The sequence below is a fragment of the Kitasatospora sp. GP30 genome (assembly GCF_029892145.1).
In the GTDB taxonomy this organism is placed as follows: Bacteria; Actinomycetota; Actinomycetes; order Streptomycetales; family Streptomycetaceae; genus Kitasatospora; species Kitasatospora acidiphila.
On the sequence record NZ_JARZAH010000006.1, the window covers coordinates 287776 to 306104 of the forward strand.

16 protein-coding genes are annotated in these 18329 nt (G+C 73.1%); 7 read left to right on the top strand and 9 right to left on the bottom strand.

The features are described 5' to 3' along the window. The first annotated feature begins 94 nt into the window (after positions 1-94). Both P3T35_RS12930 and P3T35_RS12935 read left to right on the top strand, forming a co-directional pair. Entirely contained in the window at positions 95-850 is a 756-nt protein-coding gene (locus P3T35_RS12930; protein WP_180356360.1) for a response regulator transcription factor, read from the top strand. Continuing rightward, on the top strand, positions 847-2250 hold the full coding sequence (locus P3T35_RS12935; protein WP_101379425.1) for a HAMP domain-containing sensor histidine kinase: 1404 nt from the start codon (positions 847-849) through the stop codon (positions 2248-2250). Before P3T35_RS12930 ends, P3T35_RS12935 begins: the two co-directional genes overlap by 4 nt. A 110-nt stretch (positions 2251-2360) precedes the next feature. Here the strand turns inward: P3T35_RS12935 and P3T35_RS12940 are convergent, their stop codons facing one another. From P3T35_RS12940 to P3T35_RS12950, 3 genes are all read right to left on the bottom strand, one after another. After that, positions 2361-2984 carry a hypothetical protein gene (locus P3T35_RS12940; RefSeq protein ID WP_101379426.1) on the bottom strand — a complete coding sequence of 208 codons (624 nt, stop codon included), beginning with the start codon at positions 2982-2984 and terminating at the stop codon, positions 2361-2363. A 159-nt stretch (positions 2985-3143) separates the two neighbouring features. Beyond that, positions 3144-4169, bottom strand: coding sequence for a nitronate monooxygenase (locus P3T35_RS12945; protein ID WP_101379427.1), 1026 nt, complete (start codon positions 4167-4169; stop codon positions 3144-3146). Between the two features lie 324 nt (positions 4170-4493). Beyond that, positions 4494-5138 (bottom strand): TetR/AcrR family transcriptional regulator, encoded by a 645-nt coding sequence (locus tag P3T35_RS12950; RefSeq protein WP_101379428.1) that lies wholly within the window; start codon positions 5136-5138, stop codon positions 4494-4496. A gap of 142 nt (positions 5139-5280) precedes the next feature. On the opposite strand from P3T35_RS12950, the gene P3T35_RS12955 reads away from it, so the two are divergent. After that, positions 5281-6366 (top strand): hypothetical protein, encoded by a 1086-nt coding sequence (locus P3T35_RS12955; RefSeq protein ID WP_101379429.1) that lies wholly within the window; start codon positions 5281-5283, stop codon positions 6364-6366. A 239-nt stretch (positions 6367-6605) separates the two neighbouring features. Continuing rightward, positions 6606-7541, top strand: a complete 936-nt coding sequence (locus P3T35_RS12960) for a hypothetical protein (protein ID WP_101379430.1) — start codon at positions 6606-6608, stop codon at positions 7539-7541. 685 nt (positions 7542-8226) lie between these two features. On the opposite strand, the gene P3T35_RS12965 is transcribed toward P3T35_RS12960, so the two are convergent. Continuing rightward, positions 8227-8871: a response regulator transcription factor gene (locus P3T35_RS12965; protein ID WP_101379431.1), complete on the bottom strand. Its 645-nt coding sequence runs from the start codon at positions 8869-8871 to the stop codon at positions 8227-8229. Continuing rightward, a complete protein-coding gene (locus P3T35_RS12970) occupies positions 8868-10550 on the bottom strand; it encodes a sensor histidine kinase (protein ID WP_348533412.1) in 1683 nt (560 codons plus the stop codon). Before P3T35_RS12970 ends, P3T35_RS12965 begins: the two co-directional genes overlap by 4 nt. A 183-nt stretch (positions 10551-10733) precedes the next feature. Here P3T35_RS12970 and P3T35_RS12975 point away from each other — a divergent pair, with 183 nt between their 5' ends. The 3 genes from P3T35_RS12975 to P3T35_RS12985 all read left to right on the top strand — a co-directional run bounded on the left by P3T35_RS12975 (position 10734) and on the right by P3T35_RS12985 (position 13444). After that, positions 10734-11807, top strand: coding sequence for an FtsX-like permease family protein (locus tag P3T35_RS12975; protein ID WP_101379433.1), 1074 nt, complete (start codon positions 10734-10736; stop codon positions 11805-11807). Positions 11808-11925: 118 nt separating this feature from the next. Further along, the gene (locus P3T35_RS12980; RefSeq protein WP_101379434.1) at positions 11926-12636 is read left to right on the top strand and encodes an ABC transporter ATP-binding protein; all 711 of its coding nucleotides are present in this window, start codon (positions 11926-11928) and stop codon (positions 12634-12636) included. Positions 12637-13066: 430 nt separating this feature from the next. Beyond that, entirely contained in the window at positions 13067-13444 is a 378-nt protein-coding gene (locus P3T35_RS12985) for a YrdB family protein (RefSeq protein ID WP_101379435.1), read from the top strand. Between the two features lie 506 nt (positions 13445-13950). On the opposite strand, the gene P3T35_RS12990 is transcribed toward P3T35_RS12985, so the two are convergent. The 4 genes from P3T35_RS12990 to P3T35_RS13005 all read right to left on the bottom strand — a co-directional run bounded on the left by P3T35_RS12990 (position 13951) and on the right by P3T35_RS13005 (position 18311). Continuing rightward, positions 13951-14673 (bottom strand): GntR family transcriptional regulator, encoded by a 723-nt coding sequence (locus P3T35_RS12990; RefSeq protein WP_101379436.1) that lies wholly within the window; start codon positions 14671-14673, stop codon positions 13951-13953. 91 nt (positions 14674-14764) lie between these two features. Continuing rightward, the gene (locus P3T35_RS12995) at positions 14765-15802 is read right to left on the bottom strand and encodes an ornithine cyclodeaminase family protein (protein WP_280705957.1); all 1038 of its coding nucleotides are present in this window, start codon (positions 15800-15802) and stop codon (positions 14765-14767) included. Between the two features lie 104 nt (positions 15803-15906). Beyond that, on the bottom strand, positions 15907-16965 hold the full coding sequence (locus P3T35_RS13000) for a proline racemase family protein (protein WP_101379438.1): 1059 nt from the start codon (positions 16963-16965) through the stop codon (positions 15907-15909). Continuing rightward, positions 16965-18311, bottom strand: coding sequence for an aldehyde dehydrogenase family protein (locus tag P3T35_RS13005; RefSeq protein ID WP_101384894.1), 1347 nt, complete (start codon positions 18309-18311; stop codon positions 16965-16967). Before P3T35_RS13005 ends, P3T35_RS13000 begins: the two co-directional genes overlap by 1 nt. Between the last annotated feature and the right edge of the window lie 18 nt (positions 18312-18329).

Below are 18329 nucleotides of genomic sequence, written 5' to 3' on the forward strand. Positions count from 1 at the left end.
GGGCGGGGCGGACCCGGCCGGGACGTCACGATGCCGGTGCCCGCCCCCCGAAGCCCCCGCCGGCCGCCCCTGCCGCGCGCTCTACGCTGGCCCGATGGCACAGGTCACCGAAGCCGCGGCACAGTCCGCACCGCTGTCCGTCCTGGTCGTCGAGGACGACCGGGACATCGCCGCCTTGCTCGGGCGGGGGCTCGGCCGGGAGGGGTACGCGGTCCGGCACGCCGGGACGGGGGCCGAGGCGCTCCGGGCACGACCGGTGCCCGATGTGGTGCTGCTCGACCTGGGGCTGCCCGACCTGGACGGCGTGGAGGTCTGCCGCCGGCTGCGCCAGGAGTCGGATGCCGCGATCATCGTGGTGACCGCCCGCGGGGAGGAGGCCGACCGGGTCGCGGCACTCGACGAGGGCGCCGACGACTACCTGGTCAAGCCGTTCGGGCTGGCGGAGCTGCTGGCCCGGCTGCGCGCGGTGCTGCGGCGGACCCGTCCGACCGTTAGCGAACTGCTGGTGCACGGCCCGCTGACGGTGGACCCGCGCACCCACCGGGTCAGCGTGCACGGCCAGGAAGTCGCGCTGACGCCGAAGGAGTTCGACATCCTGCACTGCCTGGCGGTCGATCCGGGGCGGGTCGTGACCCGTCAGGTGATCCTGGAGCGGGCCTGGGACGCGCACTGGTACGGACCGACCAAGGTGCTGGACGTCCACATGGCGGCGCTGCGTCGCAAACTGGCCGTCGACGGGCTGATCGAGACGGTCTACGGCCGGGGCTTCCGGCTCGGCGATCCCGCCGCCCTCGGCGGCCCGGCAACTGCCGCTGCCCCGGATTCGGCCGCTCCGGATTCCGCGCCGTGACCCGGCGCATCGCGCTGAGCGTGCTGGCTCTGGTGGCGGCGCTGCTGGTGCTGGCCGTGGTGCCGCTCGGCATCTCGATGAGCGACCGGGAGAGCGACGCGTTCCGGGGGCAGACGGCGGCCACGGCCCGCGCCATCGCCGCGGCGGCCGAGGAGCAGCTGTCCGACCACCGTTCCGACGCCGATGCCGCCGAGCAGCTCTCGGCCGCCGCCGCTCGCGGTGGGTGCGCCCAGGTGTTCGATGCGCACGGGGCCGAGGTGCTGTCCACGCCGTGCCGGGCGGTGCTGCCGCCTGGCGTGCTCGCCCAGGTGCTGGGCAGCGGCCGGCAGCAGTCCGTGCCGCGGGACGGCCGGCTGACCCTCGCCGTGCCCATCGGGGACAGCCTGCCACCCTCCGGGGCGCTGGTGTTCTCCCGATCGACCGACGATCTGAACGATCGGCTGATCACGATCTGGAGCTGGCTGGGCCTGTGCGGGTTGGGTGCCCTCGGCGCGTCCGTGCTGGTCGCCGTCCGACTGGCCCGCTGGGTCGGGCGCCCGCTGGCCGACCTCGACACGGCCGCCGGGCGCTTGGGCGAGGGAGACCTGGAAGCCCGCGCGGCGGTCCCGCAGGGCCCGCCAGAGGTGCGCCGCCTGGCCGCCACCTTCAACGCCATGGCCGCCCGCACCGAGAACCTGGTGCACGGCCATCGCGCGGTCATCGCCGATGTCTCGCACCAGTTGCGCACGCCGCTGACCGCGCTGCGGCTGCGCCTGGACCTGCTGTCGGCGGATGCCGAGGACGACACCACCGCCCAGGAACTCGCCCGGGCGCAGCACGAGGTCGCCCGGCTGTCCCGGCTGGTGGACGGCCTGCTCGCCGTCGCCCGGGCGGAGAACGCAGTGCCCCGGCCGGCTCCGGTCGCCGTCGACGAGGTCATCGCCGACCGCATCGGCGCCTGGCAGCCGGTGGCCGAGGAGCGCGGCGTGCGGCTCACGGCGGGCGGCCCGGGCTGGCTGACTGCGCAGCTGGCGGTCGGGGACCTGGAACAGGTGCTGGACAACCTGCTCGCCAACGCGCTGGAGGCCGTGCCGGACGGCGGGCTGGTCACGATCGAGACCGGCCGGGAGCCGGGGCGGGGCGAGGTGCTGCTGTCCGTCGTGGACAACGGCCCCGGGATGGACGACGCCGCCCGGGAGCACGCGTTCCGCCGCTTCGACGCCGGGCGGCCGAACGGGACCGGCCTGGGGCTGGCCATCGTGCACCGGCTGGTCACCGCCAACGGGGGGCGGGTCGCACTGGAGCCCACCCCGGGCGGCGGACTGACCGCCCTGCTCCGCCTGCCCGCCGGGCCGGCGGCCTCCCGGGGCTCGCGCCGCGAACGGCGGGCGCCGCGGGCCGGCGCGGCTCCCCCCGGCTGAGCCAGGGGCCGTTGACGACCGGCCTGCCCGGCCCGTTCAGCCCAGCCCGCCCGGTCAGCCCAGCCCGCTCAGCCCAGCGCGGTCAGCCCAGCCCGGTCAGCGCAGCGCGGTCAGCCCAGCTGCCAGGCGCTCGCGAGGTGCTCGCCCGCGAAGGCGAGGGCCGTACCGACGGCCAGGGCCAACGCCACCACCGCCCAGCGGCGGCCGACACCCGGAATCCGGAGCGCCTGACCGGCCAGACGCCGCCGCGTGGCGGCGAACAGCCGGGGCAGGTGCAGCAGGACGTGCAGCGAGGTGACGCTGATCCAGCCGAGGAACATGAGCTTGTGCAGCAACAGCACCGGGACCGGCCCGGCGGTGTCCTGGCCGACCAGCGCCAGGGTCAGCCCGGTGGCGAACAGGCCGACCGTGCTGGCCGCCACCAGCGGGCCGAGCAGCCGCCGCACCAACGGCGGCGCACCCTGGCGGCGGTAGGAACGGGCGCCCAGGTAGTAGCGGACGATGCGGTAGCCGGCGCTCGCGAGTTTCAGGCACGCCGGGCCGAGCAGCAGCAGCCCGACGAACACATGGACCGCCACCAGGCGGCTGATCGACAGGATGGTCCAGCCCTGGACGGCGAGCAGCGGCACCAGGAGCACACCCGTGACGGTGGTGAGCCGGGTATTGCCCCCAGGTCCACTCTCGTCATCGGCGCCGACGCCGTCCACCTGCGGAGCATCGCTCGTGAGGGTCACCAGACCGTCCTCATACTGATCCGGGCGCGCCTCGCCGACCGCGCCGCGATCCGGCGCGCTGCCGGGCCGTCAGCAGTGTGCCTGACGGGTGGTTAAGAACTGGTTCAGCTGCCTGGCCCCGGCCCCCTTGCGCAGCTGAATGCTCATGAATACCGCAGCTCAGACCGCCCGCCACAGCTCGGCCGTGATCTCCCCGGCCGGCCCCGGACGGGCGCTGCGGAACGCCGTACCCGCCCACAGGTGCATCGACTGCACATCCCCGGCCCGGGAGGCGGCCTGGCGCAGCGGGGCGGTGAGGTGGTGCACCTCCGGGTAGGCGTACGGCGCCCGGCCGGCGTGCCGGTCGATGAACGAGTTCCGCAGCCCGCGCGCCGCCCGCCCGGTGAACGCCCTGGTGATGGCGGTCTCCGCGAACTCCGGTGACCGCAGGGACGCCCGGTGCCCGGCAGAGGTGCCGGCCTCGTCGGCGAGCAGGTAGGCGGTGCCGAGCTGGACGGCTGTGGCGCCGGCGGTCAGGGCGGCAGCGATCGCTGGCCCGTCGCCGATCCCGCCGGCCGCGATGATCGGCAGGCCAACGGCGGCCCGCACCTTGGCGAGCAGCGCGAGCAGCGGCTCGGTGCCGGGCTCGGCCGCCACGCTGTGGGTGCCGCGGTGGCCCCCGGCCTCCGGCCCTTGCACGGCGAGCGCGGACATCCCCAGTTCCGCCGCGGCCCTGGCCTCGGCCACGCTCGTGACGGTGGCGACCTGGGCCGTGCCGACCGCGGCCAGCGCCTCGGCCTCGGCGGGGGTCGGCAGTCCGAAGGTGTACGAGACCACCGGCACCGGGTCGGCGACCAGGGCGGCGATCTTGGCGGCCCAGTCCTCGTCATCGGCCGGGATCTCCTCGGGCAACCGGGCGCCCAGCCGTTCGGCGTCCGGCCGCAGCTCCTCCCGGTAAGCGGGCAGCCCCGCCAGTGCGGCCGGGTCGGTGGCCGCCGGGACGAAGAGATTGACGCCGAACGGACGGTCCGTCAACTTCCGGGTCGCGGCGATCTGTTCACTCATCGCCGTAGCGCTCCGATAACCCGCGGCCAGGCTGCCGAAGCCACCGGCAGCGGCCACGGCCGCGACCAGTTCCGGGGTGGAGGCACCGCCGGCCATGGGCGCGGCGAGGATGGGGAGCGCGACGTCCTGGAGGGTGAACATGTCCTTACTCTACGAACCGTCAGCACCGGCGGGCAGGCAGCCGGGCATCACTTGCTCACCGGGGTCGCGCGCCTGTGGGGCTCGCGTGCTCGGGGGCCCGCGCGCTCGGGGGCCCGCGCGCTCGGGGGGCTCACCTTGCTCGAAGCGCTTGCCCGCTCAGAGCGATCGCCCGCTCGAAAGGTCCGCCCCGCTCGAAAGGTTCGCCCCGCTCAAAGGGGTCGCCTGCTCGGAGCGCCCGTTCAGAGCGATCGCGCGCCCTGAGGGCTCGCGTGCCCGGAGGGATCGCCCACTCGAAGGGATCGCCTGCTCGAAGCCTTCGCCCGCTCAAAGGGCGAGTGCCGCCGCCCGGAGCAGGGCCAGGTGCTCGGCCGGGCAGCCGTGGTCGGAGGCCAGCCGTACGGCGGCATCCGCTGCTGCGGCGGGCACCTCGGCGGCGTCCTGCTCGCTGCACCCGCGCGCCACCGCAACCGCCCCCTCGACCAGGCCCAGCACCAGTTCGCCGCGCAGCCGCAGCTCTGCCTCGGGCAGCGGCTGCAGCGGGGAGATCAGCTCGCGGTAGGCGGCGGCAAGGCGGCAGCGGGTCTGGCGGAACTCGGCGAACCGCTCACCGCGCACCTCCGGCAGCTGGTAGAGCGCGCCTAGGTTGGACAGGCCGCCGAGCAGCAGCTCCGCGTTGAACCGGACCAGCGCCCACAAGCGCGCGCCGGGCACCGGTTCGGCGGTGGTCAGCAATCGCTCCGCGTAGGCGGCGGTGGGGGCGACGGTGCCTTCGAGCAGCGTCGCCAGGATGTCGTCCTTGTTGGCGAAGTGGTGGTAAAGCGTCGACTGCCGGATGCCGGCCCGTTCGGCGACGGCCCGGGTGGTGGTGGCCGCATAACCGTCGCGGGTGAACAGCTCGGCCGCCGCAGCGAGCACCTGAGCTCGCCCGCCACGGGCGGCGGCGGGCGGCGAGAGGTCGCGTGAGGGCATTGCGCGATCCTCCCACACCTGCGCAGGCCACCGGGCGGAGTAACTGCGCAGAGCGATCCGCCCTGCCGCTGCGTAGTTTCGCAAGCGAACGACGACGTTCATCTCAGCATCTCCTCGGAGTTCGTCCCCTCGGAGTTCCCCCATGCGGATCCCCGCTCTACTCGCGGCGGCCGTGCTGCTGCCGCTCCCGCTCGCCCAGGCCGCGCAGGCGGCCGCACCACCTGCCACACCTACGCAATCCACGCAGGCCACGCAGGCCGTGCAAGCCGGTCAGGACGCTCAGGCCGTGCAAGCCGGTCAGTCGGCTCCCGGCGATCAGGCTCCTCGGCCTGGCGGGGCGGACCAAGCCGATCGCCCCACCGGCGCCTACGTACTGCCCGCCACCGTCGGCACCGCGCCGCGCAAGGTGATCGGCCCCGCGCTGCGTTCCGGTGCGGGCGCCCACCGGTCCGCGTACAGCAAGGACCTCAGCGTCAGCGTCAGTCCGCCCTCGTCCCCGACCGCCCCGGGCGCCGCCGGGACCGTCCAGGTGACCGTGTGCAACAACGGCACCGAGACACCGACGTCGGCGACCCTGGTGGTCAACGGTCCCGGCGACCCCGGCCTGACCCTGACCACCAACCACAGCGGACCGGTGGACGGGGGTTGGAACTGGATCCGCTTCCCGGTCGCCAAGGACCTCGCACCCGGCGGCTGCGAGACCTCGCAGATCTCCGCCAAGACGATCAGCACCACGCCCGGCCCGCGCAGCTACTCGGGCGGCACGGCCGTGGTCACCTGGGACCCGACGCAGAACCCGGATGACAACTCCGCGACTTGGAGCTTCGACACCTCAGCCCCCGTCACCAACGCGGCACTTGAGCTGTGGCGGCCGCCCAAGCCGGCCGCACCCGGCAACCCGGCCGACTTCGAGATCGTGGAGCGCAACCTCGGCCCGTCCACCGACTACCCATGGCGCGGCAGCCTGACCGCCACGCTGCCGGCCGGCTCCAAGTGGCTGAGCAGCGCCCCGAGTTACAACCCGTGCACCATTTCGCCGGACGGGACCACCGCGACCTGCAACGACATCGTCAACAACACCTGGTCCCAGTACAACCGGGGTTTCGCGCTCCAGGTCGACCCGGCCGCCCAGCCCGGCACCAGCATTCCAGTGACGATCACCCAGGAGGCACCGGCCGACCCGGCCCCGCACCGGTTCACGCTGACGGTGACGATCCCCGTCTGCTGAGTGCGACTCCCACCGCCCCAACTCCCCTATCTGGCGGGCTGCATCAGATTCTGCTGATGCAGCCCGCTTTGTCAGCACAAAGTCCCGCTCCCTTGTGTCGCGTCCGTAAAATCTGTCGTCTTGTCATGTCTTAGGTATAGACGCCTTCCCGGGCGAACTGGTTGGGTTGCGGCTGCACCACACGCACCCCCATCTTTCGCGTGTCCTGCACCGCGCCCTCACTCCGGGAGGACTCCCCCATGCCCATCCGCCCACTTGCCTCCGCCAGCCGCGCGCTCGCCGTCCTCGGCACCGCCGCCCTCGCCGTCGCCGGCTTCGCGGGCAGCAGCCCGGCTTCGGCCAGCCCCACCCACTTCGGGGTCAAGCCGCTGCACGGGCACACCACCGCGGCTGCCACGGCAACCAGCACCAGCACCCTGAGCGTTGGTTCCAGCGCCAGCCAGGGTGTCGTGTCTCCCACTCCGAAGGTCTACCTGGTCTTCTGGGGCTCCCAGTGGAAGAACGACCCGGCCGGGGTCGCCCCCGACATGCAGGCCATGTTCAAGGGCCTCTACGGCACCCAGGACACCTGGGGCACCATCCTCGACCAGTACTGTGAAGGCGTCGCCAAGGGCACCGTGACCTGCGGCAGCAAGGGCACCCACGTCCAGCACCCCACCAGCTCCCCGCTGGCCGGCGTCTGGTTCGACAACGCCGCCGCCGCGCCGAGCAGCGCCACCGCGGCCCAGATCGGGGCCGAGGCGGTCAAGGCGGCCGGACACTTCGGCAACAAGACCCAGGCGCCCAACCTGAACGCCCAGTACGTGGTGCTCTCCGCCACCGGCACCCACCCCGACGGCTTCCCGAACAGCGGCTTCTGCGCCTGGCACGACAAGACCAGCTCGTCCTACGGCACGCTGGCCTACACCAACATGCCCTACGTCCCCGACACCGGGATCGACGGCTGCACCACGCTGACCGACGGCCGCGCGCTCTCCGGCATCGAGTCCACCGAGACCCACGAGTACGCGGAGACGGTCACCGACTTCTGGCCCAGCATCGGCTGGAACGGTGGCAACGGCGAGATCGGCGACGCCTGCGTCAACATGGACTCGTTCGTCAAGCTCTCCACCGGTAGCTTCGACCTCCAGGGCCTCTGGTCCAACGCGGCGAACAACTGCGTGACCAAGGGCTGACACCTGGTCGGTGCCCCCTCGGCGCCGCCCGACGGTGCTGAGCTGCCCCTGACCTGACCTGACCTGACCTGACCTGACCCGCACTCGCTTCGCTCGCGGCTGACGCAGCGTGAGGCCGCCGCCTCACCACTGACGCCGCGAGCGAAGCCGTGCCGCAGCTGGCCACGTATCGTGCCTCAGCCAGCGGGCGACCTTGGCAATGCGAAGCCTCCCGCCGCCTCGGCCATGCGGCTGGCGCAGTGCGCGCAGCGGTCAGCCGGCGCGGCGGGCGGCTGGCGGTCACCCGCCGGCCAACGAGCGGACGCAGCGGCCGGCGAAGGCCTGGGGGCCACCGGCCAACTGCGCCGACGGCAAACAGGCCGACGTGAACCGCCAAGCACCGCCCGCGGGCCACGCACCGCCGGCACACTGCCCCGCACGCACAACCCCGGGCCCGCGACGGCACGCCGGCTGGCGGCCGGCCCGTCGCCCAACGGGCCTGGCGACTGGGCACCGCAGCTACCGCCTACGCCGCCCGGTACTGCCCACCGCGGTGCGCCGGGCCACCAGCGCTGTGCCAGCCGCGGCCCACCGAGCCCGCCAGTTCGGTGCACTGCACTGTGTGGGCCTAGAGCCACCCAGTGCAGTGCACCTCGCCGGCCGACCCCGCGAGCATCCGGCCGACCCCGCTTGACTTCGAGTCAGGTCAGGTCGGCCGGATCAGCCCTGCGGCCAACCCTGCGGCAATGGCCGCCGTACGGCTGTCCACGTCGAGCTTCTCGAAGATGTGCACCAGGTGCGTCTTCACGGTGGCCTCGCTGATGAAGAGCCGCTTGGAGATCTGCCGGTTCGGCAGACCTTCGGCGACCAGCTGCAGGATCTCCGCCTCCCGTGGCGACAGCGTCGGCCTCCCGTCGCGGACTCGACCCAGCAACCGGGCCGCGACCGGTGGCGCCAACACCGTCTCCCCTCGGGCTGCGGCCTGTACGGCCGCCACCAGCTCGTCCGGCGGGGTGTCCTTGAGCATGTAACCAGTGGCACCGGCCTCGACCGCGGTGAGGATGTCGGCGTCGGTGCTGTAAGTCGTCAGGATCAGCACCGCCGGTGGGTCCGGCAGAGCGGTGATCCGTCTGGTGGCCTCGACGCCGTGCATGCCGCCCGTCATCTGAAGGTCCATCAGCACCACATCCGGCCGCGGTTGACCGCTCTCCGCCAGCTCCGCCAGCAGGCTCAGCGCCTCGGCACCGTCTGCCGCCTCGCCGACGGCGGACAACTCGGGCAGTTCGTCCACCATGGCGCGCAGCCCGCGCCGGACCACCGGGTGGTCATCCACCAGCAGGACCCGGATCACGAGTGACTCCGCTCGCGGGTCAGCATGCCTCGGAGTCGCCGACACGGTACCAAGCGGCCGGTGATCAGCCTGGTGACGATGGGCGGGGTGGGTTTGATTCGCCTCGCATCGCGACGGTGGTGATCGTCATGTAGTGCGCCTGACTCGGAGCCCGTGGCCGCGTGCTCCCCGTCAGCGTGCGGCGAGGGCGCCTGGCCCTGGACCACCCCGTCCAGGTCGACCCCACCGCCGAAGCCCAGAGCCTCCGCGGCGAGATCGCCGACAGTCCAGTCAGCCGTGGCCGGCACGGCACCGCTAGCCGTGATCTCCCCACGGTCTGCTGCCAATCCGGGCAGTGGCTCCTGCCCGCCGGACCACTCGCCCTCGCTGTCGAGCGTCGAGGCCTTGTCGCTGGGCCGACTCCCGACCCCTGCCGTGTCCGCAGGCTCACTGCTCTCTTGCTCGCCACCCGGCAGGTCGACCGCCGGGATCGGGATGGCGACCGCCACCGCCGTGCCCTCGCCGGGGGCCGACTCTACGGTCAGCAGACCACCGAGCGCCGCCATTCGTTCACGCATCCCGTGCAGGCCGAAGCCGCGCTGCTCCCCGGTGCGGTGTGCCTGCGGGTCGAAGCCCACTCCGTCGTCGAAGACATCCAGCGTGACCTCGTCGTCCAGGTAGCTCAGGGTGACCGCGATCCGGGTGGCTTGGGCGTGCTGCACCGCATTGGCCAGTGCCTGCTGGGTCAACCGCAGCAGCGCCACCTCCGCTTCCACCGGCAGCGGACAGGGCTCGCCCTCCAGATGGAAGTCGGCGCCCCGACGTTCGGCCAAGCGCCGCAGAGCCTCGCTCAGGCTGGCCTCCTCCAGGGCCGGCGGGGTGAGCTCCCGGACGAACCGGCGGGCCTCGGCGAGATTCTCCGCCGCCGTACGCCCGAGCTCGCCGATCCGCTCCGCGGCGGTGGACGGATCCGCGGGCAGCGCCGCCTCGGCTGAGCGGGCCAGCAGCACGATGCTGGACAGGCCCTGAGCCAAGGTGTCGTGGATCTCGGCCGCCAAGCGCTGGCGCTCGGCCAGCCGACCGGCGGCGCGCTGGCTCTCGGCCAACTCATTGCGGGTCTCGGTCACCTCCTGAACCATGCGCATCGCAACGTCCACCGCGCGGGCCCGGGCGCGGCTCTCCCGGTAGAGCGCCGCATAGCCGGCGGCGGTGAGGACCGCGACTGCCAGCCCGGCCAGCGGGCCGACCACCTTGGCCGCGGTCAGCCCACCAGCGGTCTGCGCCTGGGCCGCCACCACTATCCCGGTGACCCCCAGCACGGCCGGAACCGCCAGCACGACGGACATCAGATGCAGCAGCACGAAGTAGAGGGGGAATGCGAGGTAGCTGAACTCCGGGTGCACGACCGTGAGCCCGGTCCAGAGCACCAGTACTCCGGCCAGCCAGGCGCCGGCCAACCGGCGGTCGGCCCGGATCCGCTGGCCCACCCCACCGAGGCCGTAGAGCGAACCGAGCGTGATCGCGGTCAGCAGACTGGTCTGCCCGAGCCCGCCGGTGACCAGCCCGCGCACCACGAGCACCATCAGCAGGGTGAAGAACAGCCCGTGCAGGGCGAGGTTCATCATCCGCAGGGCGGGCGTGCTCGCCGCATGCCCGGTAGGCACCGGGGCGGCGGGAGCGGAGTGGTCGAAGCGGTTCACAGATCCGAGCGTACGGCCTGGCCTGCGACGATCCACACGCCACAGCATCAATCGTTTGATGGATTCGAGGCTCCATCAAACGATGGGCCTCCAGACAAACCTTCTCATCGATACCGGGGCGGCCGGTCGAACGGAAGAGTGGATGGAGTCCAATCGACCGCCTCGATCCGTGGGAGAGCACCCATGTTCGTCGCCCTGCGTGACATCCAATTCGCCAGGGGCCGGTTCGCCCTGATGGGCACCGTGGTGGCCCTGATCACCACGCTGGTGGTGTTCCTCTACGGGCTGACCGGCGGTCTTGCCTCGGCCGCCTCCTCGACCGTCGCCCGGTTGCCGGTCGACCGGATCGTCTTCGGCTCGCCTCCGGGGGCCGCCCCCACCGTCTCGTTCAGTTCCAGCACGGTGGCCCCTGACCAACAGACCGGATGGGCAGCGGCGCCCGGGGTGCGCTCGGCGGCCGGGATCGGCCTGGCGATGACGCGCCTCACCGGTACCAGCTCGGCCACCTCGGTGAGCGTGCTCGGTGCACCGTCCGCCCTGTTGCCGCCGCTCACCTCCGGCACAGCCCCGACCGACGGGCAGGTCGCGGTCGGCGCCGACATCGCCGCGTCCAGCCACCTGACGGTGGGCCAACAGGTGCGGGTAGGCGCGCGCACCTTGACCATCGCCGCGATCACGGCCGACCGCTCCTACGCCCATGCGCCGACCATCTGGACCACGCTGGCCACCTGGCAGGCGGTGACCGGTCAGAGCCAGCCCACCGCCCTAGCGGTCTCGCTGGCGCCCGGGAGCGATCCGAGCGCCGTCGACCGGGCCCAGAACACCAAGGCCGTCACGCTGGACGACGCCGTGACCGGGATCGACGGGTACTCGGCCGAGCAGGGCAGCCTGCAGCTGATCCAGGGCTTCCTGTTCGCGGTCAGCGCCCTGGTCGTGGGGGCGTTCTTCACCGTCTGGACGGTCCAGCGCAAGCCGGACATCGCGATCCTCAAGGCGGTCGGGGCCGGCAGTGGCTACCTCGTTCGGGACGCACTGGCCCAGGCCGCCGCCGTCCTGCTGGGCGGGGCGCTGCTGGGCGGGGCCGCCGGCGCTGTCGGCGGGGTCGTTGCCACCGCCGCCGTGCCCTTCGATCTGAGCGCAGCCAGTGTGGCCGTTCCCGTGGCCGTGATGGTGCTGCTCGGCCTACTCGGCGCTGCCTTGGCCGTCCGCCGCATCACCGCTGTCGACCCGCTCACCGCCCTCGGGGCCAGCCGATGAGCACCAGCCTCGCGTTCCCGACCTCCAGCCTCGCCGACTCCCCCTCACCCATGCCCGCCGTCACCAACCCCATCCTCGTCACCCACTCCGTGGGGTCAGCCAGAGAAAGGGTCCAGCCGTGAGCTCCCTCACCGCCCCGGCCACCGTAGCCACCCGTACCGGACTTGCCCTGCACGGCGTCACCCTCACCTACCCCGACGGCGAGCAGCGCCTGACCGCATTGGACGACGTCGAACTGCGGGTCGCCCCCGGCGAGTTCGTCGCGGTGGCCGGCCCGTCCGGTTCCGGCAAGTCCAGCCTGCTGGCGGTGGCCGCCACCCTGCTCACTCCCGACCGTGGCCAGGTGCTGATCGACGATCAGGACGCGGGTGCCCTCAGCCCTGCCGCCCGCACCGCGCTGCGCAGGGAGCGGCTCGGCATCGTCTTCCAGCAGTCCAACCTGCTGGCCTCGCTGACCGCCGTCGAGCAACTGCTGGTCGTCGCCCACCTACGAGGGAAACGCCCAGCCACCGCGCGGGCTCGCGCGGAGTCGCTCCTCGCCTCCGTCGGTCTCACCGGCCCGAAGCAGCAACGCCGCCCGCATCAGCTGTCCGGCGGCGAGCGCCAACGGGTGAACATCGCCAGAGCACTGTTCGGCGATCCCTCGGTGCTCCTGGTGGATGAGCCGACGTCCGCTCTCGACCACGAGCGCGGCCGTCAGATCGTCGAGCTTCTGGCCGAGGTCACCGAACAGCACCGGACCGCCACCGTCATGGTCACCCACGACCACGAACTGCTGGGCTGCACCCACCGCGTCCTGGAGATGCACGACGGGAGGCTGACGGGATGAGGAGCCGACGGCGGCCAGCGGGGTCGTGGCTGGCTCCACCCACAACCGGCTCCCGGCACCGGCCCCCGGCCCCGGCCCGGAGCACCGGGCCGGGGCACCGGGCACCTGGCGCTCACTGCCGAAGGAGTCGGGCGTCCCCGGGTGCTCTGCCGCGAACTCGTCGCGTGCGGCCCGCCGTTCGGCCGTCCACAGCCCGTGTCGCGGATCTCCGCGGGCGATAGGCCGGACCTCCCACGACATCCGTTACGTCGACCGGTAGCCCATGCCTCCGCGTCGGCCGGCAGCCGTCGCCGCAGCACTCACGTAACCGATTGAGTTCCGGATACCGCCCTGCGATACTCGCGCAGCAATCAGCGTCACTCGCGCAGCGATCGGCGTCACTTGCGTAGCGATCGGCGCCCGCCCGGGCGCGGTATCAGGGGGAGCAGAGATGAGAATCGCCGCATCCGGCCCGAACGCCGGCCGGACATGGACGCCGCTGACAGTCGCCAACGCCGGACTCGCATTCGCCCTGGAAATGGGCTTGTTGGCTGCGCTCTGCTACTGGGGCTTCAAGACCGGTCGCAGCACCCCCGCGCGTATTCTGCTCGGCATCGGCGCCCCGGCGTTGGCGGGGTTGACCTGGGGCCTGTTCCTGGCCGCAGGCGGGCCGAAGTTCACGCTACCGCTGGTAGCTCAAGTCGTCATCAAAATAGCGGTGTTCGCGGTCGCCGCGCTGGCCCTGCGCGCCACCGGACACCCCACCCTCGCGTTGGTCTTCGGTGGCCTCGCTGTGCTCAGCGTCGCAGTGGAGTACGCGACGCGCTAGCGCGGCACCATCGACCCAGGGGGCCGAAGGGCGTAAAGCTACGAACTCGCACGGCGGTTGAGCCAGGACTTCTCAAGCGCCGAGACTTCTCAAGCTCCGACAGCGGCAGTTCGGGCACCGGACCGGTCTCGTCGTAGACGGCGATCGGGTCACCCGGCTCCGACCACGAGCCGACTGCCCATAGCCGGTAGACGAATTTCACCGCCCTCCGGCAGCGGAACCGTGAGGCTCACTGGCGCCGGCGGGCCGGGCACGCATCGGCCGATGTCTTCACCATATGGGCCGCCCTTGAAGACGGCATGCAGCCAACCCTGCGGCGGAGCTCCGCTCAGGTCGAGACGTCCGCCATGCCCACCCACCGCAGGTCCCTGCCACCACCGCCACGACAGCACCGCCACGGTGAGGGCCTTCCTAGCGCCCGCCCCCTCGTCCCGCCGGCTGCCGCCTCCTCCTCGTGGCAGCCGTAGCAGGAGGAGGGCGTCAGCTCAAGCTCGACCTGTCAGGACCTACCGCGTGCCGAGGCGCAGCGCCGGCTTCTCCGGGTCGGGCCCAGCGGCGGAGTCGGCCACCGGGTCGGCCCAGAGGGAGCGGACATGGCCGAGGTGGCGGGACATGCAGGCCTCGGCGGCGGCCGCGTCGCCGGAGAGCATCAAGTCGAGCAGCTCCAGGTGCTCCTCGGCGGAGGAGACCAGTTCGCCGCGGTGGTCGAGGCGGGTGAGGCCATAGAGGCGGGAGCGCTTGCGCAGGTCGCCGACGACCTCGACCAGGCGGGCGTTGCCGGCCAGGCCCAGCAGGGTGAGGTGGAACTGGCGGTCCGCCTCCAGGTAGCCGATCAGGTCGTGCTTGCGCGCGGCGGCCACGATCTCCTCGGCCACCGGGCGCAGTGCCTCCAGTTGCTCGCTGCTGGCGGTGTTGGTGACCCGGCCGACGGTCGGGACCTCGATCAGTGCGCGAATCCCGGTGTAGTCGTCGAGGTCGCGCTCGGTCATCTCGGTGACCCGGAAGCCCTTGTTGCGGACCGCTTCGACCAGGCCTTCGCGGGCCAGGTCGAGCATCGCCTCGCGTACCGGGGTGGCCGAGACCCCGAAGTCGGCGGCCAGCGCGGGCGCCGAGTAGACCACGCCGGGGCGCAGCTCACCCGAGATGAGCGCCGCCCGCAGGGCGTGCGCGACCTGGTCGCGCAGGCGTTCCTGGACGGAGATGAGGGGGCGGGGCTTTGACTCGGTCACTGCGGTCCTCCGGATGGTGCGGAGCACCAGTGTACAATGTCACGTTTCTTCGGGCGCTCACGGTCGATCCATCATGCCGCTTGACGCGCCATCAGGGAACGCCGGGGCCACCGCCGGCCGTCCAGGACGCCTGGTCCGCACGCCCACCCCACTCGCGGTACGCCGCTGCGGCCACCGCCAGATCCTGCCAGGCCATCCCCACACTCTTGAAGAAGCGCGGCCGATCCATCGGCACCGACATCGAGCCCTCGTACCTCGCGCCGTCGCACGCCCCGCCGCTCCCAGCACCGCCGCTCCCAGCACCGCCGCCCCCTGTGCAGGCGACCAGTTCAGCCAAGTTCATCCACCCCCGCGCGGCCTGCTCCCGGGCCGCCGGCACCGCTGCGACCTCGGGCGGCAGCGCGAGCAGCAGGTCTCCCGCCTCGCGCAGTGCCGCCGCGCGCGCCTCCACGTAGCAGGCGGAGCGCCGCACCAGCACGGTGTCGACCTCGCGCCCGGTCGGGGAGTGCGAGCCGACAGCGGCGACGGCGGCATGGTCGGGGACCAGCGCACCGTCGAAGAGCGGCTCGGTGGCGGTGGTGCAGCAGACCACCAGGTCAGCGTCGGCGACCGCATCCGGCGTACCGCGCGCGGCCGCCAGTCCGAGCCGCTCGGCGTGGTCCACCAACTCGGCCACCGGACCGTGGCGCCGCCCGACGACGGTGACCCGCTCCAGTCGACGTACGGCGCGCAGCGCGTCCAGGTGCCCGTAGGCCTGCGGACCGGTCCCGAAGAGCACCAGGTGCGCGGCGCTGGGCGCGGCAAGGCGGTCGAGGGCCACCGCGGTGACGGCCGGGGTGCGCAGTGCGGTGAGCGCCGCGCCGTCCAGCAGTGCCAGCGGCAGCAGGGTCGTTCCGTCCAGCAGCAGGTAACTGCCGGTGATCCGGGGCAGGCCCCGCTCGGGGTTCTGCGGTGCCACGCCGGCGATCTTCACACCGGCGTACTCCTCGGTCGCGGCCGGCATCAGCAGCAGTTCCCCGGCCGGCACCGGCACCCCGAGCCGGGCCGGGCAGGACTCCGGGTCGAGGCCGCCCCGCAGCACCTCGGTGAGCGCCACAACAGCGTCGGCGGGCCTCAGACGCACCGGCACCCCAGGCACCCCAGACACCCCAGACACCCCAGACACCCCAGACACCCCAGCCGAGTCTCCCGCGCTGCTGGTGGCCCCGCCAACTCCCCCGGGAACGGACCGCGTCACAGCAGGAACCCCGTCCCCAACTCGTCCCGCCCGTCGAGCACGAACCGGTGTTCGCCGGTGCGGTGCGCGAGGCCGGTCACCTCGGTCAGGTACGCCCGGTCGCGCTCACCGACCACCCGCCCGGTGAACACGCTGCCGATCACCGACTCGTGCCGCAGCTCCTGTCCGGGCCGCAGCGCACCCTCGTCGGCGAGCAGCGCCAGCCGGGCCGAGGTGCCCGAACCGCACGGCGAGCGGTCGATCTGGCCGTCCGCGAAGACGGTGACGTTGCGCTGCACCAGACCTGACGGGCCGTCGGCCAACTCCTGGTGGAAGACCACCCCGTACAGCTCGTACCGGTCGAGCAGTGCACCACGGATCTCACGCCCGAGCGCGGTCAGCTCCGGCAGTGTGCTCAGTGACACCTCCGACACCCGCACCGAGGCGTACACCGCACCGGCGTCCGCCAGGTCGACCGCCACCGACCCACCCGACAACCCGCTCACCAGCACCCCCCGCGCCAGCACCCGGGTGGGCACATTGCGGAAGGTCACCGCCGTGGTCCGCCCGGCGGCCCGGTGCACCACCGCGGTCACCCGCCCGGACGGCACGTCGATCCGGACCAGCGCCCGCCCGTCGTCCGGCGCGGCCACCAGCCCGCTGTCCACCGCCCAGGCGCCGAGCGCGATGGTGCCGTGCCCGCAAGCGGTGGAGTAGCCGTCCTTGTGGAAGAAGAGCACGCCGAGGTGCGCCTCGCCGTCGTCGGGTGGCACCAGGAAACCGCCGTACATCCCCACGTGTCCGCGCGGTTCCCTGGTGAGCAGTTGGCGCACTGTGTCCAGCGCGCTGGGCCGCGGGTCGGTCGGCCCGCCGCCGGCACCGATGGCGATGGCCCGGCGCTCGGCCACGGTGTCCCCCGCGATGGGCGGCAGCCCGGCCGGCACGATCCGAAAGGGCTCCCCGGCCGTGTGGTAATCGACGGTCTCGACAACCAACCCGCCGCTCACCGAGCCGCCATCACCCAGGCCGCCGTCCCCACCCGGGCCGCCGTCCCCACCCAGGCCACCGCCGCCCATCAGGCAGTCCCCGCCGGCAGCAGCGAGACGGTTCGGCTGGCGGTGTAGAACTCCAGCGCCGCCTGGCCCTGTTCCTTGGCCCCGTACGAGGCCGCCCCGGAGCCGCCGAACGGCAGGTGGAAGTCGACCCCGCTGGACGGCGCGTTGATCCGCACCATGCCGGCCGCGAGCCGGTCGGCGGCGGCCAGCGCCGCGTCCAGGTCGGCGGTGTGCACGGACGCGGAGAGGCTGTGCCGGTTGCCGTTGGCGAGGGCGACGGCCTCGTCCAGGTCGGCGGCGGGCAGCAGCACGGCCAGCGGCCCGAAGAACTCCTCGCCCAGCAGCGGGTGCCCCTGCGGCACCCCCTCCAGCAGCGTGGGCTCGATGAACCAGCCTGCCCGGTCCGGCACTTGGCAACCCGTCACGGCGAGCGCCCCGCCGGCCAGCGCCGAGCCGATCGCACCGACCAGCCGGTCCCGCGCTCCTTCGGAGATCACCGGGCCGCTCTCCACCGCGGCCAGCGCCTTCCCGAGCGCCTCGCGCAGCGGCTGATAGGTGTCGCCGACCGCGATCACCCGGCTGGTGGCGGTGCACTTCTGGCCCGCGTAACCGGCGATGGCGTACGCCAGGTGCGCGGCGGCCTGCTCGATGTCGGCGCCGGGCAGCACGATGGCCGCGTTGACGCCGCCCATCTCGGCCTGCACCGGCACGCCGCGCTCCGCGCTGGTGCGCACCACCGAGCCGCCGACCGCCGTGGAGCCGGTGAATGACACCACGTCGGCCGCCGCGACCAGGGCGCCGCCTTCCACCGCGCCGCCGGGCACCACGGTGAGGACGTCCGCCGGCAGGTCGAGCAGTTCGGCCAGTCGCAGCGCGCAGGCGGTGGCCTCAGGCGCGGGCTTGAGCACCACGGTGTTGCCCACGGCCAGCGCGGGGGCGAGCTTCCAGACCGGGATCGCCAGCGGGAAGTTCCACGGCGTGACCAGGCCGGCCACCCCGTGCGGTCGCCGCCTGGTGAAGAGCAGCCCGGCGCCGGCCGCCGTCTCGTGCACGGCACCGGTGGCGGCGTAGGGCGCCTGCGCGTAGTAGCGCAGGATGGCCACGGTCCTGGCCACCTCGCCGCGCGCCTCGGAGAGCGGCTTGCCGACCTCGCGAAGCGCCAGCTCGGCCAGTTCGCCGGCGTGCCCGGCGATCGCGTCGGCGGCCCGGTCGAGCGCGGCGGAACGGGCCGCGGCCCCGGCGGCGAGCCAGCCCGGCTGCGCGGCCCGGGCCCGCTCGACGGCGGCCGCCACACCATCGGCGCCGGCGGCCGGGACCTCGACCACCAGGTCGGTCGGATCCGCGGGGTTGTATGACGGAACACTCACACGAGCGGTCGCAGCGGT

Bases quoted from the DNA above. Each gene is read 5' to 3' on its own strand.
- P3T35_RS12930 (WP_180356360.1), top strand. From the start codon at position 95: ATGGCACAGGTCACCGAAGCCGCGGCACAGTCCGCACCGCTGTCCGTC.
- P3T35_RS13000 (WP_101379438.1), bottom strand. From the start codon at position 16,965: ATGGGCGGCGGTGGCCTGGGTGGGGACGGCGGCCCGGGTGGGGACGGC.
- P3T35_RS12945 (WP_101379427.1), bottom strand. From the start codon at position 4,169: ATGTTCACCCTCCAGGACGTCGCGCTCCCCATCCTCGCCGCGCCCATG.
- P3T35_RS12975 (WP_101379433.1), top strand. From the start codon at position 10,734: ATGTTCGTCGCCCTGCGTGACATCCAATTCGCCAGGGGCCGGTTCGCC.
- P3T35_RS12950 (WP_101379428.1), bottom strand. From the start codon at position 5,138: ATGCCCTCACGCGACCTCTCGCCGCCCGCCGCCGCCCGTGGCGGGCGA.
- P3T35_RS12960 (WP_101379430.1), top strand. From the start codon at position 6,606: ATGCCCATCCGCCCACTTGCCTCCGCCAGCCGCGCGCTCGCCGTCCTC.
- P3T35_RS12985 (WP_101379435.1), top strand. From the start codon at position 13,067: ATGAGAATCGCCGCATCCGGCCCGAACGCCGGCCGGACATGGACGCCG.
- P3T35_RS12955 (WP_101379429.1), top strand. From the start codon at position 5,281: ATGCGGATCCCCGCTCTACTCGCGGCGGCCGTGCTGCTGCCGCTCCCG.